The organism is Paeniglutamicibacter psychrophenolicus, assembly GCF_017876575.1.
Classification (GTDB): domain Bacteria; phylum Actinomycetota; class Actinomycetes; order Actinomycetales; family Micrococcaceae; genus Paeniglutamicibacter; species Paeniglutamicibacter psychrophenolicus.
Map to the genome: position 1 here is coordinate 4,708,475 of NZ_JAGIOE010000001.1, position 24,793 is coordinate 4,733,267.

The window sequence follows — 24,793 nt, forward strand, 5'->3', positions numbered from 1 at the left end:
GCGGCGTTCAGGCCAGTCCCCGGACCCCGGAGATCGAGCCGTCGTTGAGCTCCACCAGGATGCGCACCGCCTCGGCCGCATCCTCGACCAGGAAGATCTTCTCCTCCATGGCCCGGCCGCGGGCCAGTTCGGCCAGCAGCGGATAGGCCGGCAGCGTCCGGGTCCAGTGCTCGATGCCCACCAGCACCATCGGGCTGATGCTGCCTTCGGCCCCGTAATAGTTCTCGCACGCGTCCTGGAAGATTTCCTGCACGGTCCCGGCCGCGCCGGGCAGGAAGACGATGCCCCCGGAGCACTTTTCCAGCAGCACCGCCTCGCGGGTGGCGTTGGCAAAGTACTTGGCGATGTGGGTGGCGAACATGTTCGGCGGCTCGTGCCCGTAGAACCAGGTGGGGATCCCCAGGTTCGCCAGGCCAACGGGCCAACGCTCGCGCACGCGGTCCGCGGCCCGCGCCCAGCGGGTCACCGACGGGGCGAACCCCGGCTCCTGGGCCAGCATGCCCAGCGCCTCGGCCAGGTTCTCGGTGCTGCCCGATCCCAGGTAGGCGCCCAGGTTCGCGGCCTCCATGGCCCCTGGCCCGCCGCCGGTGGCGACGATGAACCCGGCGCCGGACAGGGCATGGCCCAGCCGTGCGGCCCGCTCGTACCCCGCCGATCCGCGCTGCTGGGCGTGCCCGCCCATGACCCCGACCAGCGGTGCGTGGGCCAGCGCGCCGTCGCGGATCTGCGAATCCAGCCGCGAACCGATGGCGTGGTCGTGCAGTGTGGTGGACAGTGCGGCGTTCAACGCGTCGTGGGCGCCGGCGCCGTAGCGGTGCGAGGCCCAGGCGTAGATCCGGGCATCGGGCACCGATTCGTAGGACCCGTTGCCCAGGCCCGCATAGAGCTCGCCCCCGGAATACAGCTCACCGCGGTACGGGTCGAAGGGCAGCCCGGGGATCTCGGGGAAGACCAGTGCCCCGCCCCCGCGCAACCGGCGCTCGATCTTGCCCTCGATCTCGCAGCCCATGAACACCGATCCGGCCGAGCGCAGCTTTTCCAGCACCGCGCTGCGGGCGCGCAGGTCCACCGACTGCACGTGCCAGCCGTGCATGGAGGCCGCCAGGCGCTTGTCCGTCAGCGCCAGCGCGGTGGCCGCATGCCTGTCGAAGTCACCCAGCGACGCAATCTCGATGACGCGCGGGAGCGGATGCAGGGCCGGAGTGCTGTTCATGACTCCCTAGACTAGCTACTTTCGGGGCCCCGGGCCGTATTCTTCGGCACGGTGACCCGCCCGGGTTAGGGCTGGAGGTGCGGAACGTGAAACGATGGGAGGATGACCGAATCTGCTTTTCCCATGGTCGATGCGCGTGAAATCCTGCGTGTCGTCGGCGGTGTCTCCTTCACCCGCGGCAAGGTGCTGGCCACCGACGCCGCGCTGAGCGGGTTCGCGTGGGATCCGGTCGACCAAGCCATTTCCGCCACGGTGTCCGAGGATTCCGAGCCCGCCCGCGAGGTGCGCATCGCGCTGGCCACCAAGAAGGGCGAGCGCGTCATCGACGACGCCGCCTGCCCGTGCGGGGCCGCGCCGGCGTGCCGCCACGTGGCGGCCGTGCTCATCTACTCGAACTCCATGCACCTGCGCGCCAAGGACGTGGTGTACCGCAACACCGCCGTGGCCGTCCCGGCCTGGCAGCAGGCCCTGCAGGAGCTGCTCGCCCCGGCACCTTCCACCCCCACGTCCCTGGGCGGGGCCAACTCCAAGCACCCGGTGCTGCAGATGGGCCTGCAGTTCGAGCTGCAGGACACCACGCTCTCGGCGCACCAGCAATGGGCGCCCGGGTCCGGGGTGGGGCAGCTAAAGGTCGCCTCGAGGCGCTGGCGGCTGGGCGTGCGCCCGGTGGTGCGCTCCGGGTCCGACCGCTGGGCGCGGTCGAACCTGCGCTGGAACACCATCAGCTTCAAGACCTTCGGGCTGAACCTGGACATCGAGCAGTACCGCTGGTTCTGCCAGTTCGTGCCGCTCTACCGGGCCAAGGGCGAGCTCTACTTCGGCGAGGACAACGACTGGCTCTACCTCGACGAATACGCCTCCGCGCTGCTCTGGGAACTGCTGCCCACGGCCAAGGCCCTGGGCGTGGCACTGGTGGGCATGCGCACCAACACCCGGATCCTGCTCGCCTCCCCCGCCCACGTCGCCCTGGGCGCGCAGGCCGGCGAAGACGGACTGGCGCTGGCGCCTTCGCTGTCGATGGGCGGGCACCGCTTCATCCTCGACGCGCATTCGCCGGCCGGCGCCATCGGCAACCACGGCGTCTACGCCGCCACCGAGGACCAGAACGAGATCTTCCTGGGCCAGGTCCCCGGCGGGCTGAGCCACACCGAGCGCTCGATGCTGCACCACCCCGAAACCCTCAACGTCCCGGAGGCCGAGACCGAGGAATTCTTCTCCCGCGTCTACCCGCGCCTGGCCCGCAAGCTGCGGGTCACCAGCCCGGACGATTCCGTGGCGCTGCCGGCGGTGCTGCCGCCCACGCTGGTGGCCAGGATCCGCTACGGCACCGGCGAAACCGTCGACGTGGACTGGGTCTTCGACTACCAGGGCATGGTCGTGGACGCGGCGGACCGCGACACCGCGGTGGAATCCGCGCTGGAATCCGAAGTGCTTCAAATCCTGAACCAATACCCTGCATTCGAGTCCACGGTGCTGGGCCCCAAGCACCTGGCGGGTCTTGAGGTCATCGACTTCGTGCGCCGCGTGCTGCCGGCCCTGGCCGGGATCAAGGACCTGGTGCTCAACGAGACCGGCACCCGCCCGGTGTTCCACGAGCTCACCGAGGCCCCGGAGCTGGTCATCACCACCGTGGAATCGGACCGCCGCGACTGGTTCGACCTGGGCCTGCTGATCTCCATCGGCGGCCGGCAGATCCCCTACGCCGACATCCTGCGCGCCCTGGCCCAAGGCCAGACCAAGCTCTTGATGCCCGACCGCACCTATTTCTCCCTGGAGGATCCGCTCTTCGCCAAGCTCCGCGCCCTGGTCACCGAGGCCAGCGGGCTGCGGGACATGAAGGACAAGGAAGCGGACATCTCGCTGACGCAGTACCAGTACGCCCTGTGGGAGGAACTGGACGCGCTGGCCACGCACATCGAGGGCCCCGACCAATGGGTCAGCGCCCTGAACTCGCTGGTGGACTTGAAGACCACCGCCGTCACCGACCTGCCCGAGACGCTGAACGCGACGCTGCGCCCCTACCAGGTGGAGGGCTTCGGCTGGCTGGCCACGCTGTGGCGCAACGGGTTGGGCGGGGTGCTGGCCGATGACATGGGCCTGGGCAAGACCGTGCAGACGCTGGCCCTGATGCTGCACGCCCACCAGGTGTGGGCCAACCCCGAGGCCTTCGAGGGCATCACCGCGCAGGCCAAGGTCCGCGCCCCGTTCCTGGTGGTCGCCCCGACCTCGGTGGTGTCCAACTGGAAGGACGAGGCCGCGCGCTTCGCCCCGTCGCTGCGGGTCGTGGCGGTCACCGACACCGAGTCGCGCGCCACCGCCTCGCTGGCGGCCCTGGCCAAGGAGTACGACGTCATCGTCACCTCCTACACGCTGCTGCGCCTGGACGACGACGCGTACGCGGACATCAACTGGGCCGGTTTGATCCTGGACGAGGCGCAGTTCGTGAAGAACAAGGCGACCAAGGCGCACCACGTGGCCCGGGACATGCCCGCCCGCTTCAAGCTGGCGATCACCGGCACGCCCATGGAGAACAACCTCATGGAGCTCTGGTCGATCTTCGCGATCGTCTCCCCCGGGCTCTTCCCCTCGGCGGTGCGCTTTGCGGAGAACTACCAGCGGCCGATCGAGCGCCAGGGCCTGTCCGAGCCGCTGGTGCGCCTGCGCCGGCGGATCCGCCCGTTCATGCTGAGGCGGACCAAGGACGCGGTGGTCACCGACCTGCCGCCGAAGCAGGAACAGGTCCTGCACGTTGAGCTGGGCGAGGCGCACCGGAAGGTCTACGACACGCATCTGCACCGCGAGCGGCAGAAGGTGCTGCGCCTGGTCGATGACATGGACAAGAACCGGTTCACGATCTTCCAGTCGCTGACGCTGCTGCGGATGCTGGCCCTGGACGCCTCGCTGGTGGATCCCGACTATGGCGACGTCCCCAGCGCCAAGCTGGACGTGCTCTTCGAGCAGCTCGAGGACGTGCTGGCCGAGGGCCACCGTGCGCTGATCTTCTCCCAGTTCACCTCCTTCCTGAAGAAGGCCGCGGACCGGCTGGACGCAGCCGGCGTGCCGTACGCCTACCTGGACGGGTCCACGCGCAAGCGCGCCGAGGTCATCGACTCGTTCAAGTCGGGCGTCGCACCGGTGTTCCTGATTTCGCTGAAGGCCGGCGGGTTCGGGCTGAACCTCACCGAGGCCGACTACTGCTTCCTGCTGGATCCCTGGTGGAACCCGGCCGCCGAGTCGCAGGCCGTTGACCGGGCGCACCGCATCGGGCAGACCCGCAACGTGATGGTCTACCGGATGGTCGCCAAGGACACCATCGAGGAGAAGGTGGTGGCGCTGCAGGATTCCAAGCGCCAGCTGATCTCCTCGGTCATGGACGAGGGTGCGGGCTTCGGCAAGGTGCTCAACGCGGACGACATCCGCGAGCTGCTGCGCTAAGTGGCCGCCGCCTTGGAGGCGGCCTGGAGGGCGAATCCCGCCAGCAGGATCTCCAGGCCGTACTCGAAGGTCCGCTGCGCGCGGTCCCCGGTGCCCAGGCCCGCGGCCAGCGCCTCGCGCCAGGGGCCGGCCGCATCCTCGCCGGCCTCCCACACCTGTGCCGGAGCCGCGGCGTCCAGCGCGGAGCCGAGCACGAACGAGTCCAGCACCGTGATCGCTGCCAGTGACGCCTCGGCGCCGAAACCGCCGGCGGCCAGGGCATCGGCGAGCAGTTCGTAGACCCGCAGCGTCACCGCGTCGCGCACCGTGTAGGCGGTCAGCAGCGGGATCAGCCTCGGGTGCCTGGCATAGGAGCGCATGTAGCCTGTCGCGACCTGCCGCAGCGTGTCCACCCAGTCGGTGCCCGGATCGGGCAGCTCGATTTTCCCCATCGCCTCCCCGCGCATCAATTCGATGATGTCGGACTTCGACGACACGTGGTTGTAGAGCGAGGACGGACTCACGCCCATGGCCCTGGCCAGGGCCGGGATGGTGAATTCCCCGTGCGCGTCGACCAGTTCCAGGGCCGCGGCGGCAATGGCCGAGACGGAGAGCTTGGGTGTGCTGGGCCGTGCCATGGGTGCTCCTGGAAGTGGGGGCGGGGCGGTGTTCCCAAAAGCCTAACGAATCTAATTCGTTTTACCCCTTGCGCCACGTGACGCAAGCCACCATAATAAAACGAACGACATTCATTTACTGTGACGGCGATCTCCGCGGCAACCTTCCACCCCGATCGCAGCTCACTCACCCAGCACCCCGCAGGAGTCAGACATGAACTGGATCATGCCCGCCGAGACCTCGGCCCAGAAGCGCGTGTGGATGGCCTTCCCGCACGAGGGCTACACGCTCGGCCACACCGACACCGAGGCCCACGCGGCCCGGTCGACCTGGGCCAACGTCGCCCATGCGGTGGCCGAATTCGCGCCCGTCGTCATGGTCGTGGACCCCGCTGACACGCAGATCGCCGCGAAATACATTGATGGGCGCATCGAGATCCGCACGGCCGAACTCAACGACGCCTGGATGCGCGACATCGGCCCCACCTTCGTGAAGAACGCCGCCGGAGAGCTGGCGGCAGTCGACTGGGTCTTCAACGGCTGGGGCGCCCAGGATTGGGCGGCCTGGGACAAGGACGAAAAGATCGGTGCGGCCGTTGCCGCATGGGCCGGGGTGCCGCGCATCGCCTCCACGCTGGTCAACGAGGGCGGCGCCATCCACGTCGATGGCGAGGGCACCGTGCTGGCCACCGAATCGGTGCAGCTGGACCCAGGACGCAACCCCGGAATCACCAAGGAGCAGGTCGAGGCCGAGTTCGCCCGCACCCTGGGCGCCACCAAGGTGCACTGGCTTCCCCGCGGGCTGGCCCGAGACAGCGAGGAATTCGGCACCCGCGGCCACGTGGACATCGTCGCCACGATCCCCTCCCCCGGCACCGTGCTGGTGCACTCCCAGCAGAACCCCGGGCATCCCGACCACGCCATTTCCCGGGAACTTATCGCTTCGTTCCGCGGCGCCACCGACGCCAAGGGCCGCGAATTCAACGTCATCGAGGTCCCCGCCCCCACCGTGCTGCGCGATGAGGAGGGCTTCGTGGACTACAGCTACATCAACCACCTGGTCATCAACGGCGGCGTGGTGGCCTGCACCTTCGAAGACCCGAACGACGGCTTGGCCCTCGCGATTCTCGCCGAGGCCTACCCGGGACGCAAGGTCGTGGGCGTCGACGCCCGCGAGCTCTACGCCCGCGGCGGCGGCATCCACTGCATCACCCAGCAGGAACCCGTGGCCGGGGTCCGGCCATGAGCGTGTCCACCGCCCGGCGCCCCCAGGCGCCCGCCCCGTCCTCCGACACCGGACGCATCCGCTCCAAGGGCCTGGCCTCCGGCCAGCTCGGGCTCTTCGCCGCGGTCATGATCGGGATCTCGACCATCGCCCCGGCCTACGTCCTGACCTCCTCCCTGGGCCCCACGGTCCAGGCGATCGGCACCCAGCTGCCGGCGATCTTCATCATCGGGTTCATCCCGATGTTCCTGGTGGCGCTGGCCTACCGCGAGCTGAATGCCGACACCCCGGACTCGGGCACGACCTTCACCTGGGTATCCAAGGCCTTCGGCCCGGTGCTGGGCTGGCTGGGCGGCTGGGGCCTGCTGGCCGCCAACATCATCGTGCTCTCCAACCTCGCCGGGGTGGCCGTCGACTTCTTCTACCTGTTCCTGGCCCAGGCCACCGGCAACCCGGCCCTCGCGGAGCTGACCGACAACAAGCTCATCAACGTCGCCACCTGCCTGGTGTTCGTGGCGGCAGCCGTGTTCATCGCCTGCCGCGGGCTGACCACCACGCGCATGGTCCAGTACGTCCTGGTCGGATTCCAGCTGGCGGTGCTGGCCTGGTTCACCATCAGCGCCATCTCCAAGGCCGCGGACCAGCCCGGGAACCTGGCCTTCGACGCCTCCTGGTTCAATCCCCTGCACATCGATTCCTTCTCCGCCTTTGCCGTGGGCCTGAGCCTGTCGATCTTCGCGTTCTGGGGCTGGGACGTCTGCCTGACCATGAACGAAGAGACCAAGAACGGCGAGAAGACCTCCGGCATGGCCGCGGCACTGACCGCGATCGGCGTGCTGGCGATCTACCTCATCTGCTCGATCGCCACGCTCATGTTTGCCGGCGTCGGGGACACCGGGCTGGGCCTGCGCAACCCCGAGAACGCAGAGAACGTCTTCACCACCATCGCGTCCCCGGTCATGGGACCGTTCGCGATCCTGCTCTCGCTGGCGGTGCTTTCCTCCTGTGCGGCGTCCCTGCAGTCAACGATGATCTCCCCGGCCCGCTCGCTGCTGGCCATTTCCCACCACGGGGCGCTGCCGAAGCAGTTCACCAGGATCAACAAGTTCAAGTCCCCGGCCTTTGCCACCATGGTCGCCGGAGGTGTCTCGGCCGGCTTCTACGCGCTGATGCGCGTGCTGAGCAACAACGTCCTGAACGACACCATCCTGGCCCTGGGCATGATGATCTGCTTCTACTACGGGCTCACCGCACTGGCCTGCGTCTGGTACTTCCGCCACACGGCACTGGACTCGCTGCGCAACTTCGCCCTGCGGCTGCTGGCCCCGCTGCTCGGCGGGATCGCGCTGGTGGCGGTGTTCATCCAGACCGCGGTCGACTCCTGGGACCCGGCCTACGGGTCCGGTTCCCAGATCTTCGGGGTCGGGCTGGTCTTCGTGCTCGGCGTGGGCATCATCGCCCTCGGTGCGGTGTTCCTGGTGGGAGCGGCGGCACGCCGTCCGGAGTTCTTCTCCGGCCGCTCCCTGCCCCGGCGGGCTCCTGCCTCGGAACGCGAACGCGTGTAGGGAAGGCGTTCCGGGCCCGGTCCGGCAGGTGGTTCAGGCTCCGGGGTCCGGCTCCGGCGCGCCGTGGGGCAGGGCGGCCCAGGCCCGGTGCACGATGTCGGTGCGGGGCAACGCTCCGGCGAGCGCCGCGATCCGTGCGCTGCGACTCTCCCCCAACCGTCCGCGGAGGCGTTCGCGCAATTCGGTCTGACGCATGGCGTCGGGGCCCGCCAGCGTCGTGGCGGAGGGCGCGGCGTCCGCCGCAGCCAGCAGGAATTCGGCCAGGGCGTCGCGCCCCGTGGCGGCGAACGACCCGGCCAGCATCCGCACCGTGGTCCAGAGCTGCGGCCAGTTCCCCTCCCGGAGCAGGCCCTCCAGCAGCGGCCCTGCCATGTCCAGCGCCTCGCGGTGTTCGCCGATCCGGACCAGCGCCGCGAGCCAGGCGATCCTGGCCACCAGCCCCACCTGTTGCGCCGCGATCCTGTCCGCCCGTAGCGCCGCCTCGCGGAACACCGCAGTGGCCGTTGCCGGGTCCCGCACCGCCAGCACCTCCCCGCTGGCGTAGGTGGCGAAGGCGCGGATGGACCCGTGGACGGGCCCCTCGGCCACCGACCGGGCGGCCCGGGCGGAAGCCCCCGCGGCGGCCTGGTCCCCGGCATAGCAGTGGACCAGGGCCAGCGAGGCGTGCAGCTCGGCGCGGTTCCCCTCGGTGAGGCCGGCGATCTGCAACGCCCCGGCGAAGTGCGCGGCGGCCTCCATCAACCGACCGGCATACAGCGCCGCAATGCCCGAGGCCAGTCCGGCCAGGTACGCCGACTGCACAGTGGTGGCCAGCCCGCGGGCCCGGGCGGCAAGTTCGAGTGCCTGCTCCGGCGCTCCCTGCTGGACCGCGGCCAGCGCGGCGGCGGCCAGGCCCAGTGCTTCGGCCCCTTGCCCGCGCAGCCCGGAGGCGCGGGCCACTTCTGTGGACAACTGCCACAGCTGCGGCCCCGGCATCCAATGCGGCACCAGGGCCAGCTGCCCGGTGATCGTCGCGGCCAGGGAGCACCTGCCGGTGTCCAGCGCGAAGCGCACCGCGGCAGCGAGATCCGCCTTGGCCCGGTCCAGCCGGCCGAAGCCACTCATGCCGCGGGACACGGAGGCGGTGGCGAACCTGCCGGCCAGGGCTGCGGCCCAGCGGGCATGGGCGATCCGGGCGGCATCGGTGCGGTGCGCGGCCTCCAGCCTGGCGGCGGCATGCGCCCGAACCGTTTCCAGCAAGCGGTAGCGGGTGCCGGCCGGGTCCCGGATGAGTACGAGCATCGAGCATTCCACGAGTTCGGCCAGCCGCAGGTCCGCGTGCGTGCCTCCGCCCGGCGCCATCGCCTCGGCCGCGTCCAGGTCGAATTCGCCGCCGAAGACGGAGAGTGATTCGAGCAGCTGCGCGGTCGCCGGCTCCAGCAGTTCCCAGGAGTAGTCCAGCACGCGGGCCAGCGAATCCTGCCGCCCGCCCCCGTTCCCGGCGACCAGGTCCAGGCCCCGGTCCAGGCGTTCGAGCAACGGACCGGCACCCAGCACCGCTGCCCGCCCGGCGGCCTGCTCGATGGCCAGCGGCAGCCCGTCCAGCCGCCGCACCAGCTCGGCCACGGTCTCCGCGGCGCCGTCCCGGGGCGGGTCGGTTCCGGATCGTTTGACGAACAATTGCACCGCGGCGGAGGCGTTGATTTCCCCGCGTTGGGCACCGGGGGCCGGGACGGGAAGCGGGTCCAGCACCAGCACTTCCTCGTGCGCAAGGCCCAGCCTGGCCCGGCTGGTGGCCAGCAGCGGGGAATCGGGGCAGGCGCGGGCCAGGGCGCCTGCCAGCTCGCGGACCTCGGCACGCACGTGCTCGCAATTATCCAGCACCAGCAGCCCGGGGGCCGCGCGCAGCGCCTCGGCGATAGCCTCCAGGGGGTCATCCCCGGTGCCGGGTTCCATGCCCAGTGCAGCGCAGACCGCGGTGCCCACCGCGGCGGTTCCTCCGGGTGCCGGGCGGGTCACGCCCGCCAGGTCCACCGGCACCGGGGCCAGGCCCGTGCGGTGCCCGAGGGCTCCCAGCGCCTCGGTGACCAGGCGGGTCTTGCCCACTCCCCCGGGCCCCGTCACCGTCACCAGGCGGTGGGTGGCAACCAGGTCAAGCAGCCGGGCGGTTTCCTGCTCCCGGCCCATGAAGCTGGTGACAGGCGGCCCGCTGAAAACCGGCAGGTTCCGCCGCCCCGGGTGCCAGTGCCCCGTGGTTCCGGTGTTCCCCAGGATGCGTTTTTGGAGGCCTTCGAGGTAGGGCGAGGGGTCAAGCCCGAGTTCCCGGGCCAGAATCTTGCGGTACCCGCTGTACGCCTGCAGTGCCTCCGGCGTCCGCCCGGAGCGGGACAGCGCACTCATCATCAGTCCCAGGGCCCGCTCCCGGAAGGGATGCTCCTTCACGAAGGGCAGCAGCCGCGCCAACGCAGCGTCCGCTGCCCCGAGTTCCAGGTCGATGGCCGCCCGCTCCTCGCAGGCATCCAGCCGCAGCCCATCGAGCCGGGCGGCTTCCGCCCGGGCGAAGTCACTGTCGTTGAACTCCTGGTAGGCAGTTCCCCGCCACAGTCCCAGCGCGGCATCCAACAAACGTGCCGCTGGCTCCGCTGGACTGCGTGCGGCCCTGGTGCACAGTTCCTCAAAGCGCTCGGCATCGGTGCTGCCGGGCGGGGCGTCCAACAGGTAGCCGCCGGGAACCGCGTCGAGGCATTGCCCGCCCAGGATCCCGCGCAGCCGCGAGATGACGGTGTAAAGCGCTGCCGGCGGAGACTCCGGCAGGTCCCGGCCCCACGCGGCATCGATGAGTGCGTCTGCTCCCACCATGTACCCGCGGTGCAGCAACAGGACCGCCAGCACCGCCCGGCGACGGCCCGCGGGCAAAACGACGGGGACACCGTCCACGGTGGCCCGCAGGGGGCCAAGCACCGCGAATCCAATGACAGGCCCGTCCATACCTGCCATTGTCCTGACTCACCGCGTGAAGTCCAGTGAAAGGTCGATGAAAGGCCAACCGCGCAGGCTGGGGACATGGAAGACGAATACCGCCGCGTACTACCGCTCGCCGGAAACCCCGAGTTCCTGCCCCGGAGAATCCGGCGGCCCACCCCGAAGGAGGAGCCATGAACGGCCCCGCAGAAAACACCATCACCCCGGACGCACCGGCGCATGCCGCCGGGCGGGCGGTTGAAAAGGACATCGAGGCCTTCGCCGGGCAGCTCGCCGGGGCCATGATCGGTGCGGCATCCCTGGCCGCCGTCGTGCTCGGCGACCGGCTGGGGCTCTACGCGGCCATGGCCGGCAAACCACCGGCCACCTCGGGGGAACTGGCCGACGCCACCGGGTTCGACGAGCGCCTGCTGCGCGAATGGCTGGCCCAGCAGGCCACCGCCGGTTTCCTTCGCTACGAGGACCCGACCCAGAGCTTCTCCCTGCCGCCGGCGCACGCCGCGGTGCTGGTGGACGGGGCCTCCCCGGCCTCGATGATCGGCGACATCACCATGGCGGCGACCCTGTTCCGGGACACCGAAGCGGTGGCCGGGGCCTTCGGCTCCGGGCACGGCCTGGACTGGGCACTCCATGATCCGCTGGTGTTCGAAGCCACCGAACGCTTCTGGGGCGCGCGCTACCGCGCGGGACTCGAAGGCTGGCTGGCCCTGCTTCCGGAGCTCGATGCGGCGCTGCGCACCGGCGCCACGGTGGCCGATGTCGGCTGCGGTCGCGGCTATCCCTCGGTGCTGCTGGCCGGGATGTATCCCGACGCGCGCATCACCGGATTCGATGCCCACGAACCATCGATCCAGCTGGCGCGGGAACGCGCGAATGCTGCCGGCCTCGCAGCACGGGTCGATTTCGCCCTCTCCGACGCGGCAGGCTACCCGGGCACGGGATACGACCTGATCACGTTCTTTGATGCGTTCCATGACCTGGGCGACCCGCTCGGGGCGGCCATCCATGCCCGGGACGCGCTGGCCGACGGCGGGACGCTGCTGCTCATCGAGCCGTACTCCGCCGGTTCGCTCGCGCAGAACCTGGCTCAAAATCCCGCCGCCGCCTTCGGCTACGCCGCCTCCACCTTCCTGTGCACGCCCAACTCGCTGTCCCAGCCCGTCGGTTTGGCCCTGGGTGCGATGTCCGGGGAGCAAACACTGCGCGGGGTCCTGGCACAGGCCGGATTCACCGCGGTCGAGAAGGTCGCGGAAACGCCGTTCAACCTGGTGCTGGCGGCCCAACGCCTGCACCCCGAGAAATGAAAGAGGTGCGTCACCGTGACCACCACCTGCATCACCCCCGAAACCGCCGTCCAGGTCCTGGCCAACGAACCGAGGCTGTGGCCGCCGCAATCGCCGCTGGACCCCGGTCCGCGCGGGGTCGCGATCCGCGTGCTGGTGCCCGGCAAGGCGACCGGCTACCAGTACGCGTGCGTCGAAACGGCGCTGGCCCCCAAGCTGCTGGGCCCCGATCCCCACCTGCACCACACCCTCGACGAGCTCTCGCTGGTGCTCTCCGGGACGCTGAGCGTGTACGTCGACGGGACCGTCTACGAGGTCCCTGCCGGGGGCATGCAATTGCGCCCGGCCGGACTGGTCCACACCTTCTTCAACGCCACCGACAAACCTGTCAGGTTCGCCGACATGTTCTTCAACCAGAACTTCGACGAGTACCTGGAGGAATACTTCAGGATCCTCGAGGCCGGGGACCGCAGCCCGCTGGGCCACGGAGACCCTGCCATCGTGCGGCGCTTCGCGGAACTGGACGAGCGCTTCGGCGTGGTGATGTTCCACGACCAGCGCCAGCACTTCCTCGATACCTACGGGCTCAGGGGCTAGCGCCTGGCCGGGTGCGGGTCAGTGCCGGGCGTAGCCGCCGGCTCCGGTGAAGTCCAGCAGCACGCAGGGCTCGTCCCCGAGCACCCAGCCGTCGTGCCCGGGCTCAATGACAAACACGTCGCCCGGGCCGGCGACGGCCTCGGTCCCGTCGTCCATGCGCACCGCAAGCCGGCCGGAGAGCACTGCACCGGTGTGCAGCACCCGGCAGCTGTCGGTGCCCGCCGTCGGACGCATGTGCACCGACCAGCGCCAGCCCGGTTCGAAGACCATCCGCCCCACTGTTCTCCCGGCAACCTGCACGATGTCCATATGCCCGTGCGCGAAATCGCGCACCTCATCCGGGGAGTCCAGGTTCTTCGCGGCCAGGACCGCGCCGAGGGTGCTCATGGCGCCTCTCCCGTCACCGGATCGATGATTGCGGAGACCTGCCGGATGTTGTCGCACGGGAACCCGCCGATGCGGGCGTGCTCTCGGATCATCCCCTTGTCCCTGGCGTTGTACACACAAAAGTGCCGGTCCTCGGCCACATAGCTGTGCACCCATTGGATGCCCTCGCCCAGCTGCCGCAGCACGCCGTTGGAGCCCGCCGCCAACTCCTGCAATTGACCTTCGTCCATCCGGCCGGCGCCCGGAACGGTCCGTTCGATGACAAACTTCGGCATCGTGCCCATCTCCTGTGGTTCTGCCGCGGTGTCCTTCACCGCATGCAACAACCGTAGGACTGCGGGCACCGGGTTTCATGGGGCGTTTACCCCATCACCGAACTCCTGGAGCCGGTCCAGCAGCCCGTGCCGCATCGCAAACAGGGTCGCTGCCGCGCGGCTGCCGACACCGGCCTTGGCATAGATCCGTTCGATGTGGTTCCCTGCAGTCTTGGACGCGATGCCCAGCCGTGCGGCGATCTGCCGGTTGGAGGCACCGCGGGCCAGCAGCACCAGCACCTGGACCTCGCGGGCGGTGAGGCCCGCGGGCCCGGTGGGCCTGCGTTCGGGGGCCTGCCCGGCGCAGGCCAGGACCGCGTCGACGGCCCCGGCGTCCATCCCGCCGGCGGCCACCTGGGCCACCAGCAGCCCGGCGGCCCGCTCGGCGGTGTGTGGAACCGGGCGCGGCTCGCGCAGCCGCTGGTATTCGTTGGCCGCCGCCAGGATCCGGCCCGGCAGCGGGATCATCGCCGCGTTCAGGCCGCGGTGGTGGCCGGAGCCGTCGAGTCGCTCGTGCGCCAGCGCGGCCAGTTGCCCGATCTCGCGCAGCGCCGCGGGCCGCGCGAGCATGCGTTCGGTGTAGTAGGGCAGCATCCGCAGCCGTTCGGCCTCGGTGCGGTCCAGCTCCCCGTCCTTTTCCAGGATCGCGTTCGGGATCCCGGTGCGCCCCAGGTCGTGCAGCAGGGCGGCGCGCCCCAGCAGCCTGACCTGTTCGTCCTCCAACCCCAGCCGGCGGGCCGCGGCCGCCGCGAGCCGGGCCACGGCGCGGCTGTGTCCGCGCAGCCGCGGGGCCTTCAGGTCGGCGTAGTCGGCCAGCACGCCCAGCACGGGGTCCAGCTCGGCACCGGTGACTTCGCGGTGCAGGCCCGGTTCCGCGTCGATCAGCGCCTCGAAGGCCGATCCGGCGGGAAGTTCAGCGAAGAGCTCCTCGGCGTCCCGCCTGAAGGCGGCCACCAGCTCCGGGTCGAACTGGGTGCCGCTGCGCGCCTCGGCCACCGCCAGCGCGGCGGCGGTTCCGCCCCGCCGATGGTGCACCTCCAGCACGTCGCACAGCTGCCAGAGCCGGGTGGCCACCGCGATCCTGCTCCCGCCAAGCCCCGCGGGCAGGCCGTGGCCGTCCCAGCGGGCAAAGACCTGTTGCAGCGGGCCGGAAACACCCGGGCCGAGCCCCAGCCGGCCGGCGAACTCGGCCGCCACCAGACAGTGCGTCCGCAGCGAGGACTTCACGCCTGCGGCTCCGGTGGCCAGCAGCGCGGCCCGGGTGCCGAGCCTTCGGGCGGCCGGGGCGCCGGTGCCCGCGGTGCGCAGCAGGTAGCCCAGGAACGGCAGCGGCGCCATGTCCACGTCGAACACGCCGGCCCGGTAGGCGATGTCGTCGCCGAAGCGGCGCGAGGACTCCGGGCTGTCGGCGATGCACCCCACCCAGCCGAGCAGTGCCACGTAATAGAGGTCGGCGCGGTCGGCGGGCCCCAGCCCGGTTCGCTCGCCCAGCTTGGTGGCCAACAGCGCGGAACGTGCCACGTGTTCCATGGGCTGGCCGAGTCCCAGGTCCATCGCCAGTGACAGCGTGCCCACCAGCTCGGCCAACCGGATTCCGCTTCCCGCCGCCCGATGCGCGGCTTCGCCCTCCATGGGCACCACGATACGCCCCGGGGCTGCGCACCGGCCAGCGCCGGGGCTGCTACGGCGCCGGGGTCCGGGCCTTCGAATCCATCGGGGCGCGCAGCGAGCCGTAGCGTTCCATCCGGTGCCAGCGCAGGCGCACGCCGGCCAGCGCGGTGACCACCGACTGGATCACCACCAGGTACATCAGCTGCCGGTACACGAACTGCTGCAGCGGCAGCGTCCACAGGGCGCGCAGCGGCTCGCGGTCGAGCCGGAACGCGTAGGCCGCCATGATGAACTGGATCAGCAGGAAGGTGCCCCAAAGGACGGCAATCCTGACGGGATCCAGGAACACCAGGCCGTAAATGGCAAAGATGTCGACCACGGGCGCGAAGAGCGGAAGCAGCACCTGGAAGAGCAGCAGGTAGGCCAGCCCCCGGCGCCCCAGCTTCCCGGCAGCACCCGACTGCGCGACGGCCCCGCGGTGCTTCCACATGGCCTGCAGCGTGCCATAGCACCAGCGGTAGCGCTGCTTCCACAAGGCCCCGAGGGTCGCCGGGGCCTCGGTCCAGGCCAGGGCGTCGTCCTCGTACACGACCCGCCAGCCGTCGCGGCACAGGGCCATGGTCAGGTCGGTGTCCTCGGCGAGGGTGTCGCTGCTGACCCCGCCCACCCGGGCCAGGGCCTCGCGGCGGAACGCGCCGATCGCCCCGGGGACCGTGGGCATGCATTCGGCGACGTCGAACAGGCGCCGGTCCAGGTTGAACCCGACGACGTATTCGATGTGCTGCCACGCACCGAGGATGCCGCCGCGGTTGGCGATCTTGGTGTTGCCCGAGATGGCGCCGACCCGCGGATCGGAAAAGCGCTGGATCAGCACGTGGACGGTGTCGGGTTCGAACACGGTGTCCCCGTCGACCATCACCACCAGGTCGTGGCGGGCCGCGGCGATCCCGGCATTCAGCGCCGAGGGCTTCCCGCCGTTCTCCTTGCGGATGACCTCGACGCCGGGCAGTCCGAGCGCCTCGACGATGTCGGCGGTGCCGTCCGTGGACCCGTCGTCGACGACGATGACCTGCACCGGATGGGTCGAGGCGGCGATGGACCGCACGGCCGCCTCGATGCCGGCCGATTCGTTGTAGGCGGGGACGATCACGCTGACCGGGTCGAGGACCTCGGTGCGCATCGGTGAGGTGAACCAGGCCCGGCCGCGCTCGGCCTCGCGGCTGCGCCGCACGGACCGGCTGTGCCGGAAGGCGACCACCATCACCAGCACCGCCCGCGCCAGCGTCACGACCCCGGCCGCGACCAGGCCCCAGGAGATGGCCGTGGCAACGGCATCGGTGAAGCGGACACCGAAGACGAATGCGGTCCCGATCAAGGAATCGGCGACGGACGCCTGCCGGGTGCTGTCCACGCCGATCGAGTCGCCGACCGTGGTGAAGCGGTGGCCGGGCCCGTCCTGCTTCCCCAGCGCCGCGGACAGCGCCTCGACGGTCTGGGAACGGTTCCCCCCGCCGTCGTGCATCAGGAGCACCTGGCCCCCGGCCCCGTGCAGCAGCAATTGGCCGGTGATCACCTTGGCGCCGGGGGCGCGCTCGTCTGCGCTGTTGAGTGTGCTCAGCACGGTCAGGAAGCCCTCGTCCGCTGCCGTCTCCATGGCCGACCACTGTCCGTTCGTCGTGGCCGCGTTCCCCGAGCTGTGGGGCGGGCGCAGCAGCGACGGCGATTGGCCGGTGATCCCCGCGACGACCTTCTGGGCACCCCGGATCTCGAGCTCGCGCCGCCACGAGGGGGCCCCGGAGAGGTCGGCGTGCGTGAGGGTCTGGATGCCGATCTCGTGGCCCTCGGCGGCCATGCGCCGCAGCAGCCCGGGCTGCCGGATCGCCGAGGTGCCGGTGACGAAGAAGGTGGCATGGACCCCGTGCTCCCGCAGGACATCGAGGATCTTCGGCGTCCAGACCGGGTCGGGCCCGTCGTCGAAGGTCAGGGCCACGGTGCGGTCGGAGGGGCCGGCCGTGCGGACATCCTGCCCGCGGGCATCAATGATCGGGCCACCGTCCAGGACTGCCTCCGGGACATTCCCGGCGGCGCGGCTCACGGGCGCGGGGCGATCGCCGATGCCTGCCAGGTGGTTCATGTATCCCTGGATGGCCAGCGACAACCCCAGTGTCAGGACGACGACAACCATGAGGAACCAGTGCGCCGCGATGCCGCCGGTGCGGGCCACCCGGCGTCCGCGGCTCACGGAAGGGGCTCCCGGGTGGGCTTGGCCGGGCCGGTGCCGCCGTGTCCGGGGGCGGTTGCATTGCGGCCCGGTGCGTCCTGGCTCCTTCCCGGGGTGGTCGGCTCGCTGCCGGGGCTCGGCGCGGCACTCGCGGGAGCAGTGCTCGGTGCTGCTTGCGGGGCCGTGGTTTCACGGGGAACGGCCGAGCTGGAAGGGGCAGCGGATTCGGTTGCGGAAGAAGGCGCGGCGGTGGGCGCGGTTTCTTCAGGGGCGCTTGTGGCCGCCTCGGTGCCGGCGGTCGCATCGGGTGCCGCCACGGGTGGTTCCTCGGCGCGTTCGGATGCCGGGGTCGGGGTTGGTGTTGGCCGCGGTTTCGTCGAGGCTTCGGGCCCGGCCGCGACCGCTGGCTGTCCCCCTGAAACGGGCAGCCTCGGTGCCGCGGTCGTGGAGCCGCCCAGGAAGGCGACCAGGAGCAGTGCCACGTACAGCGCCATCAGGCCCACGACCACCATGCCGGCCTTCTTGAGTCGCTGCAGGCGCCTGCCGGAGGGGTCGACGAAGACGGGGTCGCTTGCGGCGGTGGACGATCCTCGGACGGGGGCTTGGGTAAAAACAGGCATTGTTGACCAACGATAACGCACGCCCGCAAAGGTCACAAAATGGTCACGATGACAAGTCCCGAGGCTCGTCGCCCTTGAATTGCGCGGCGCACGGGACTAGGGAAAAAACCTTCCACAGTGTGGTCCGACGGGTTTCCGGGCCGCACGGCGGAAGGGGGCGTCAACCCAGCTTGAGCATGACCTTGATGGAGTTTCGCTCGTCCATGGCCCGGTAGGCCTCGGGCGCCTGCTCCAGGCCCATGACGGTGTCGAAGACCAGGCCGGGGTTGATGAGGCCGGCCAGCACATCCTCGAGCAGCTCGGGCAGGTACGCCCGGGTGCTGGCGGCACCGCCGGCGACCGAGATGTTCTTGGAGAAGAGCACCGAGATCGGCAGCCCGTCCTGGCCGTGCGGAACGCCCACGAAGCCCAGCGAGCCGCCGGGCCTGGTGCAGCGCAGTGCCTGGTCCATGGCCTCGGCGGTGCCCACGCATTCGAGCACCGAATCCGCCAGCACTCCCCCGAGCAGTTCGCGCACCTTCACGGCGGCCTCGGCCCCGCGCTCGGACACCACATCGGTGGCCCCGAATTCGCGGGCCAGCGCCGCGCGGTCGGCGTGCCGGGACATCGCGATGATGCGCGTCGCCCCCAGGCGCTTGGCGGCAAGGACCCCGCACAGGCCCACGGCGCCGTCGCCGACGACCACGACGCTGCGCCCGGGCGCCACCCTGGCCCCGAGCGCGGCGTGGTGCCCGGTGCCCATCACATCCGAGAGCGCCAGCAGCGACTTGGACAGCGACTCGTCCGGTTCGCTGACGCCCGGGACCGGAACCAGGGTGCCGTCGGCGTTGGGGACCCGCACCGCCTCGCCCTGTCCGCCGTCCACCGGCAATCCGTTCTCGTCGTTCCCGCCCCAGGCAGCCCGGTGTTCGCAGGCGACCTGGACGCCGTTGCGGCACGGCGGGCAGGTACCGCAGCTATTGGCCCAGGGTGCCACCACGAAGTCGCCGACCTTCAAGGTGGCGACCTTGCTCCCGAGCGCCGTCACGGTCCCGATGAACTCGTGGCCGATGCGCCGGGGCTCCGGTGTCGGGTTGATCCCGCGGTAGGGCCACAGGTCCGAGCCGCATACGCAGGCGGCGGCGACCTTCACGATCGCGTCGGTGTCGGTGAGCAGGACGGGATCGGGGCAGTCCTCGACGCGGATGTCCCGCGGTCCGTGGATCAGGGTGGCGCGCATTTTTTCCTCCGCAAACTTGGTCTGGTGCTGTCTTTTCCCAGCCTATGCTTCCCGGCCGGGCATGGCCCCTTCTGCGATGCCGTGACGGTTTGTTGCGCCAGCCCCAGCCCCGGTGGTGGCAATGTGTCCCCGATTCAACGTAGGGTTGAAACAGCTTCACGAGTTCTGGTCGCTTCTAGCAAAGCTCCGACTGACCAGGCACCAACCCCATAGTTGCACGGTGGGTGGTTCGGATGACGAAGTGGCCCCTTCACGCATCCCGCGCCCAGGGGCAAGGACAACGAATATCAAGGACGTGTGCATCATGTACAGCCCCACCCTGGCCACCGCTTCTCCCGCCAATCCGCTGCCGCGCTTTTCCGGCGACTGGATCACCGCATGGCTCGATATCGACAACGACACCAGCCTGCTGCACGTGGGCGCCGGACCCGAGGAGTGGGTCCTCGAGGCACTCGCCCCGCACAAGCTCTCGGCCGTCCTGGAAGGCCGCGGACCCGTCGAGGTCCAATTCAACCCCGAGCTCCTGGTGGTGCTGCTGCCCGGGGCCCACGAGCTGGTCGGGGACTCGTTCTTCCGCCTGCGCGCCTGAAGTTCCAGGACCCCCCGGCCGTTCTGGAACCCCAGCCGCGCGACGCCTCGCTAGATGTCCAGGATCATGCGCAACCCCTTGCACCGAGACACGCAGATCATCATGGTGTCCCCCGCCTGGCGTTCCTCCTCGGACAGCAGCGAGTCCCGGTGATCGATATCGCCCGAGACCACCGGGGTCTCGCAGGTCCCGCAGATGCCCTCCCGGCAGGAGTTCAGCACCGGCACCCCGGCCTCCGCGAGCGCATCCAGGATGCTGGTGCCCACCGGCACCTGCACCGTCACGCCGTCGGTGGTTTCCACGGTGAACTCGTGGTCCCCGTCCGCCGGGGCGGTGGCGGCCGGGTCGGCCACGAACCGCTCGGAGTGGAACCGGGTCTTGTCCTCCCAACCGGCGGCCAGCGACGCAATGAAGTCCAGCAGCGGGCCCGGGCCACAGGCATAGGTGTGGAACGCTGCCTCCGCGTCCCCCAGCAGCTCCTTCAGCGGGTAGAGACCGGCGGTGTCGTCGGCATGCACATGCACCTTGTCCCCGTAGCGGGCCAGCTCGGCGGTGAACGCCATCGATTCCAGGCTCCGGCCCAGGTAGACCATTCGCCACGGGATCCCGGATTCCTCGGCCGCGGCGAGCATTGGCAGGATCGGGGTGATCCCGATGCCCCCGGCAATGAACAGGTATTCCGGGGCCGGCTGCAGCCCGAAGTTGTTGCGCGGTTCCCGGACCTTGACCCGGGCACCGGGCCGCAGGTCGTCGTGCACGTAGGCGGAGCCGCCGCGGCCCGCCGGCTCGCGCAGCACCCCCAGCCGCCAGCGCCGGGCCCCGGCCTCGGAACACAGCGAGTACTGGCGCAGCAACCCGTTGGGCAGCAGCACGTCGATGTGCGATCCCGGGGTCCAGCCCGGCAGCGGCAGGGCCGCCGGGTGCGCCAGGTGCAGGGAAAGCACGCCAGAGGATTCGGTGCGGATCTCGGCGACCTCCACCTCGAAGAAGCCGTCCGTCCCGATGCCCAGAAGGGCCCTGGAATCAGGATCCAGTCCGGTGTCGATGGTCATGGTCACGATGCACCTCCAGTGCTGTGATGTGTTTCCGCGGACGATGCCGCGCTATGCAAAACCGGGATGCCCGGCAGGGATGGATCCAGCGAGTCGACGGCGTCCAGCACCGCGTCGGAGGCCTCGCGCACGGAGATGGTCACCCGCACCCCCGAGCCGGGGAAGGCACGCACCGAGACGCCGCGGGCCACGCAGGCGGCCTCCAGCTCCAGCGAGCGCGGTCCGGCGGGGATCCACAAGAAGTTCCCGCCGCTGGGCGGGACCGGCAGGCCGCGGGCAAGCAACCCCTCGTGCAGGTACGCGCGCTCGGCCACGACCCCGGACACCGTGGCGGCCAGGTGGGCGGTGTCGGACCAGGCCGCGACAGCGCCGGCCTCGGCCAGCGAACTGAGCCCGAAAGGCGGGGCCACGGCACGGATGTTCGCCGCGATTCCCATGCCGGTGAGCAGGTAGCCGGCCCGGGCCCCGGCCAGTGAGTAGGCCTTGGAGAAGGTCCGCAGGATGACGAGGTTCGGGTGGGACTCCAGCAGGTGCCGCGAGTCGGTTTCGGTTTCGGCGAACTCCCGGTAGGCCTCGTCGAGCACCACCAGCACGTGCCGCGGCATGCGGTCCAGGAATGCCGTGAGCTCCGCATTCCCCAGCACGGTCCCGGTGGGGTTGTTCGGGTTGCACAGCAGCACCATGCAGGTCTTTCCGGTAACCGCCTTGCCCATGGCGTCCAGGTCGTGCCGGTGGGCCGGGTTCAGGGGCACGGGCAGCGATTCGGCGCCGGCCAGGGCAATGAGTATCGGGTACGCCTCGTAGCTGCGCCAGGCATGCACCACGGTGGATCCGGCCGGTGCGTAGGCATTGAGCACCTGTCCCAGCAGGGCCAGGGAACCGCCGCCCACCACTATCTGTCCCGGGTCCAGGTCCAGCCCGGAAGCGATTGCCGCGACCAGCTTGTCCCCGGCGATGCCCGGGTAGCGGTTGGCGCCGGCCGCGGCGGCGGCCATCGCGGCAACGGCCGCCGGGGACGGGGCGGTGCACGATTCGTTCGAGGACCCCACCCAGCGCACGGTGTCCAGGCCCGCTGCCCGCGAGTACCTCGGCAGCGTGGCCACGATCGCGCGCGGCACCGGGCCGGCGCACATGCCGGTATGCATGCTCACTGTATTGCTCCGTTCAGGGGGGTTGTCTTGGTGATGTGCCCGGGCGGGCTAGGCCAGGACCTTGGATAGGAACGCCTGGGTGCGTGGTTCACGCGGATTCTCCAAAACCTGGGTCGGGCTGCCGGATTCGACCAATTGCCCGTCGGCCATGAAGTGCACGACGTCGCCGACCTCCTTGGCGAAGCCCATTTCGTGGGTGACCACGATCATGGTCATGCCGGAGGCGGCCAGCGAACCCATCACGTCCAGCACTTCCCCGACCAGTTCCGGGTCCAGCGCGCTGGTCGGCTCGTCGAAGAGCATCAGTCGCGGCTTCAGGGCCAGCGCGCGGGCGATCGCCACGCGCTGCTGCTGGCCTCCGGAGAGCTGGGCGGGGTAGTGCTTGTACTTGTCGGCCAGCCCGACGCGGTCCAGCAGCTCCATGCCCTCGCGCAGCGCCTGGGCCTTGTTGCGCTTCTGCACCACGACCGGTCCCTCGATGACGTTCTCCAGGGCCGTGCGGTGCGGGAACAGGTTGAACTGCTGGAAGACCATGCCCACTGCGGCGCGCTGCTTCGCCGTCTGGTTTTCCTTCAGTTCGTGCAGCTTGTTGCCGGAACGGCGGTAGCCGATGCGTTCCCCGGCCACCCACAATTCCCCGTCGTTGATCTTCTCGAGGTGGTTGATGCAGCGCAGGAACGTCGACTTGCCCGAGCCCGAGGGGCCCAGCAGGCACGCGACCTGCCCGGCCTGCACCTCCAGGGAGATGCCCTTGAGGATTTCCAGGTGCCCGAAGGACTTGTGGACGTTGCGTGCCCGCAGCATGGGTTCGCTCATTTGGTGGGCTCCAATTCCGGTTCGTTGGTCGGGGCCGCGGCGGGTTCCGCGGCGGACGGAACCACGGCCGCGGCGGTTCCCGGGGTGGGCGGCTTCTTGCCCTTCATCGGGGTGAAACCGCGTTCGAAGTGCCGTTCGATGAAGTGCTGTCCGACCGAGAACACCGCGGTGACCGCCAGGTACCAGATGGCCGCCACGATCAGTAGCGGGATGGTCTGGAAGTTGCGCGAGTAGATGATCGAGACGCTGGTCAGCAGTTCCGAGTAGCCGATCACGATGACCAGCGAGGTGTACTTGAGCATGCCGATGGTCTCGTTGCCGGTCGGCGGGATGATCACCCGCATGGCCTGCGGCAGCACGACCCGGCGCATGGTCTGCAGGCGGGACATGCCGATGGCCTTGGCGGCCTCGGTCTGCCCCGGCGGAATGGCCCGGATCCCGGAGCGCACGATCTCGCCCATGTAGGCGCCCTCGTTCAGGCTCAGGCCCAGCAGGGCCGCGGTGAACGGGGAAATGACCGAGTTCGTGTCAATGCTCAGCAGCTCGGGCCCGAACGGGACGCCGAGCACGATGGTGGGGATCAGCGCCGCCAGAAAGAACCAGAACAGCAGCTGCACCATTAGCGGGGTGCCGCGGAAGAACCACGAGTATGCCCAGGCGGCCGAGGACAGGATCGGGTTGCTCGAGAGCCGGCACACCGCCACCACGATGCCCAGCAGGACGCCGATGAGCATCGAGACCCCGGTGAGCATCAGCGTCTTGGCCAGGCCCGAGAGCACCGGTGCGGCGAAGAGGTACTCGCCGACCACATCCCAGTGGAAACGCTCGTTGGTGAACATCGCGTAGATGGCCATCGCCAGGATGCCCACCACGGCCACGGCCGCCACCCAGCGGCCCACGAAGCGGGCCGGAACGACCCTCAGATCGGGTTCCTCGTTGCGTCGGCGTTCGGCGACGGCTGCCACCTGGGTCATTCCTTGACCCCGTTGACCTCAAAGGTTTCCATGGAGTGGTCGGCCATGTCGTAGTCGGCCAGGATCTTGTCGTAGGTCCCGTCGGCCTTGATGGCCTCCAATCCCTTTTGGATGGCACCCATCAGCTGTTCCTGGTCCTTCGGGAAGACGATGCCGAAGGCCAGGTCCTGGTAGCGCTCGCCCATCGCCAGCGCACCCTTGGATTCTGCGGCGATGACCGAACCCGAGGTCGAATCGACCAGGAAGGCATCCACGCGGTTGGACTGCAGGGCCAGCACGGCTTGGTTCTGCCCGGCGAAGATGGTGACTTCGACCTTTTCCTTGCCCGCTTCCTCACACTTCTTGGAGGCACCTGCGGCGTCGGCGTCCTCGGTGGTTCCCTTGACGATGCCGACGTGGGCGCCACACAGGTCATCGAGCGTCTTGAACTTCTCGGCGTTGGCGGTCGAGGTCATGACCCCGCCGCCGGCGGAGAAGTAGTCCAGGAAGTTCACGGCCTTCTGGCGTTCAACGGTGTCCGACATCGCCGACATCGCCATGTCGTAGCGGGCGGAGGAAAGCCCGGGGATGATCGCATCGAAGGAGATGTTGTCGAAGTCCATGGTGACCCCGAGCTGCTTTTCCAACGCGTCGGCGATCTCGCGGTCGATGCCGATGATGGTGGTGCCGTCGGTGTCGTAGGACTCGAACGGCGGGTATTCCACGTTGCTGGCCACATTGATGGTCCCGGATTCCTGGACCTTCTGGGGCAGCTCCTTGAACAGCGGGGCCGAGGTGTCGGTGGCGACGGGCTTCTCGGCGTCGGCTGCTCCGCCGCAGGCGCTGACGCCAAGCAGGGCGGCAATGGCCAGGGCGCCGAGGGCGGTGGAACGGATGGTGCGATTCGTGTTCTTCATGATGCGAACTCCCTTGTGCTTGCTGCTCGTGGAACTTCTTTTCAGGGGTCCCGTCGTCTTTGGCGGGA

At 69.7% G+C, this 24,793-nt stretch carries 20 protein-coding genes and 1 riboswitch; of the genes, 6 read left to right on the plus strand and 14 right to left on the minus strand.

The window, feature by feature from the left end:
- Window positions 1-7: 7 nt before the first annotated feature.
- Window positions 8-1,213 carry an LOG family protein gene (locus tag JOF46_RS21165; RefSeq protein ID WP_209911149.1) on the minus strand — a complete coding sequence of 402 codons (1,206 nt, stop codon included), beginning with the start codon at window positions 1,211-1,213 and terminating at the stop codon, window positions 8-10.
- Between the two features lie 102 nt (window positions 1,214-1,315).
- Here JOF46_RS21165 and JOF46_RS21170 point away from each other — a divergent pair, with 102 nt between their 5' ends.
- Window positions 1,316-4,648 (plus strand): DEAD/DEAH box helicase, encoded by a 3,333-nt coding sequence (locus JOF46_RS21170; RefSeq protein WP_209911151.1) that lies wholly within the window; start codon window positions 1,316-1,318, stop codon window positions 4,646-4,648.
- Here the strand turns inward: JOF46_RS21170 and JOF46_RS21175 are convergent.
- The gene (locus JOF46_RS21175; RefSeq protein WP_209911154.1) at window positions 4,645-5,265 is read right to left on the minus strand and encodes a TetR/AcrR family transcriptional regulator C-terminal domain-containing protein; all 621 of its coding nucleotides are present in this window, start codon (window positions 5,263-5,265) and stop codon (window positions 4,645-4,647) included. The genes JOF46_RS21170 and JOF46_RS21175 overlap by 4 nt on opposite strands.
- A 193-nt stretch (window positions 5,266-5,458) precedes the next feature.
- Here JOF46_RS21175 and JOF46_RS21180 point away from each other — a divergent pair, with 193 nt between their 5' ends.
- Together JOF46_RS21180 and JOF46_RS21185 are read left to right on the plus strand one after the other, a co-directional pair.
- Window positions 5,459-6,490 (plus strand): agmatine deiminase family protein, encoded by a 1,032-nt coding sequence (locus tag JOF46_RS21180; RefSeq protein WP_209911157.1) that lies wholly within the window; start codon window positions 5,459-5,461, stop codon window positions 6,488-6,490.
- Window positions 6,487-8,034: an APC family permease gene (locus tag JOF46_RS21185; RefSeq protein WP_209911159.1), complete on the plus strand. Its 1,548-nt coding sequence runs from the start codon at window positions 6,487-6,489 to the stop codon at window positions 8,032-8,034. Before JOF46_RS21180 ends, JOF46_RS21185 begins: the two co-directional genes overlap by 4 nt.
- A 33-nt stretch (window positions 8,035-8,067) precedes the next feature.
- On the opposite strand, the gene JOF46_RS21190 is transcribed toward JOF46_RS21185, so the two are convergent.
- Window positions 8,068-11,001 (minus strand): ATP-binding protein, encoded by a 2,934-nt coding sequence (locus tag JOF46_RS21190; RefSeq protein WP_209911162.1) that lies wholly within the window; start codon window positions 10,999-11,001, stop codon window positions 8,068-8,070.
- A 167-nt stretch (window positions 11,002-11,168) separates the two neighbouring features.
- Between JOF46_RS21190 and JOF46_RS21195 the strand changes: the two genes are divergently transcribed.
- On the plus strand, window positions 11,169-12,299 hold the full coding sequence (locus JOF46_RS21195; protein WP_209911164.1) for an SAM-dependent methyltransferase: 1,131 nt from the start codon (window positions 11,169-11,171) through the stop codon (window positions 12,297-12,299).
- A gap of 15 nt (window positions 12,300-12,314) precedes the next feature.
- The gene (locus JOF46_RS22430; protein ID WP_209911167.1) at window positions 12,315-12,875 is read left to right on the plus strand and encodes a cupin domain-containing protein; all 561 of its coding nucleotides are present in this window, start codon (window positions 12,315-12,317) and stop codon (window positions 12,873-12,875) included.
- Window positions 12,876-12,893: 18 nt separating this feature from the next.
- Here JOF46_RS22430 and JOF46_RS21205 read toward each other — a convergent pair whose 3' ends face one another.
- The 6 genes from JOF46_RS21205 to JOF46_RS21230 all read right to left on the minus strand — a co-directional run bounded on the left by JOF46_RS21205 (window position 12,894) and on the right by JOF46_RS21230 (window position 19,247).
- Window positions 12,894-13,262, minus strand: a complete 369-nt coding sequence (locus tag JOF46_RS21205; protein WP_209911170.1) for a cupin domain-containing protein — start codon at window positions 13,260-13,262, stop codon at window positions 12,894-12,896.
- Window positions 13,259-13,576: a DUF4242 domain-containing protein gene (locus tag JOF46_RS21210; protein WP_209911173.1), complete on the minus strand. Its 318-nt coding sequence runs from the start codon at window positions 13,574-13,576 to the stop codon at window positions 13,259-13,261. The genes JOF46_RS21205 and JOF46_RS21210 overlap by 4 nt, the downstream gene beginning before the upstream one ends.
- A 36-nt stretch (window positions 13,577-13,612) precedes the next feature.
- A complete protein-coding gene (locus JOF46_RS21215; protein ID WP_209911175.1) occupies window positions 13,613-15,208 on the minus strand; it encodes an HD domain-containing phosphohydrolase in 1,596 nt (531 codons plus the stop codon).
- A gap of 49 nt (window positions 15,209-15,257) precedes the next feature.
- A complete protein-coding gene (locus JOF46_RS21220; protein ID WP_342592527.1) occupies window positions 15,258-17,429 on the minus strand; it encodes a bifunctional polysaccharide deacetylase/glycosyltransferase family 2 protein in 2,172 nt (723 codons plus the stop codon).
- On the minus strand, window positions 17,426-18,028 hold the full coding sequence (locus JOF46_RS21225; protein ID WP_209911177.1) for a hypothetical protein: 603 nt from the start codon (window positions 18,026-18,028) through the stop codon (window positions 17,426-17,428). The genes JOF46_RS21220 and JOF46_RS21225 overlap by 4 nt, the downstream gene beginning before the upstream one ends.
- A gap of 160 nt (window positions 18,029-18,188) precedes the next feature.
- Window positions 18,189-19,247, minus strand: a complete 1,059-nt coding sequence (locus tag JOF46_RS21230; RefSeq protein ID WP_209911180.1) for a zinc-dependent alcohol dehydrogenase family protein — start codon at window positions 19,245-19,247, stop codon at window positions 18,189-18,191.
- Window positions 19,248-19,401: 154 nt separating this feature from the next.
- Window positions 19,402-19,531: riboswitch (SAM riboswitch) on the plus strand.
- Window positions 19,532-19,551: 20 nt separating this feature from the next.
- On the opposite strand from JOF46_RS21230, the gene JOF46_RS21235 reads away from it, so the two are divergent.
- Window positions 19,552-19,836, plus strand: a complete 285-nt coding sequence (locus tag JOF46_RS21235) for a hypothetical protein (RefSeq protein ID WP_209911182.1) — start codon at window positions 19,552-19,554, stop codon at window positions 19,834-19,836.
- Window positions 19,837-19,886: 50 nt separating this feature from the next.
- On the opposite strand, the gene JOF46_RS21240 is transcribed toward JOF46_RS21235, so the two are convergent.
- From JOF46_RS21240 to JOF46_RS21260, 5 genes are read right to left on the minus strand one after another with little or no spacing between them, the layout of a single operon-like run.
- Window positions 19,887-20,888: a PDR/VanB family oxidoreductase gene (locus JOF46_RS21240; protein WP_209911185.1), complete on the minus strand. Its 1,002-nt coding sequence runs from the start codon at window positions 20,886-20,888 to the stop codon at window positions 19,887-19,889.
- Window positions 20,889-20,890: 2 nt separating this feature from the next.
- A complete protein-coding gene (locus JOF46_RS21245) occupies window positions 20,891-22,033 on the minus strand; it encodes an aminotransferase class I/II-fold pyridoxal phosphate-dependent enzyme (RefSeq protein WP_245348759.1) in 1,143 nt (380 codons plus the stop codon).
- Window positions 22,034-22,087: 54 nt separating this feature from the next.
- Window positions 22,088-22,855, minus strand: a complete 768-nt coding sequence (locus JOF46_RS21250; RefSeq protein ID WP_281070120.1) for an amino acid ABC transporter ATP-binding protein — start codon at window positions 22,853-22,855, stop codon at window positions 22,088-22,090.
- Complete coding sequence (locus JOF46_RS21255) at window positions 22,852-23,829, minus strand: amino acid ABC transporter permease (RefSeq protein ID WP_245348216.1); 978 nt, start codon at window positions 23,827-23,829, stop codon at window positions 22,852-22,854. Before JOF46_RS21255 ends, JOF46_RS21250 begins: the two co-directional genes overlap by 4 nt.
- Window positions 23,826-24,725, minus strand: a complete 900-nt coding sequence (locus tag JOF46_RS21260) for an ABC transporter substrate-binding protein (protein ID WP_209911191.1) — start codon at window positions 24,723-24,725, stop codon at window positions 23,826-23,828. Before JOF46_RS21260 ends, JOF46_RS21255 begins: the two co-directional genes overlap by 4 nt.
- Window positions 24,726-24,793: the final 68 nt, after the last annotated feature.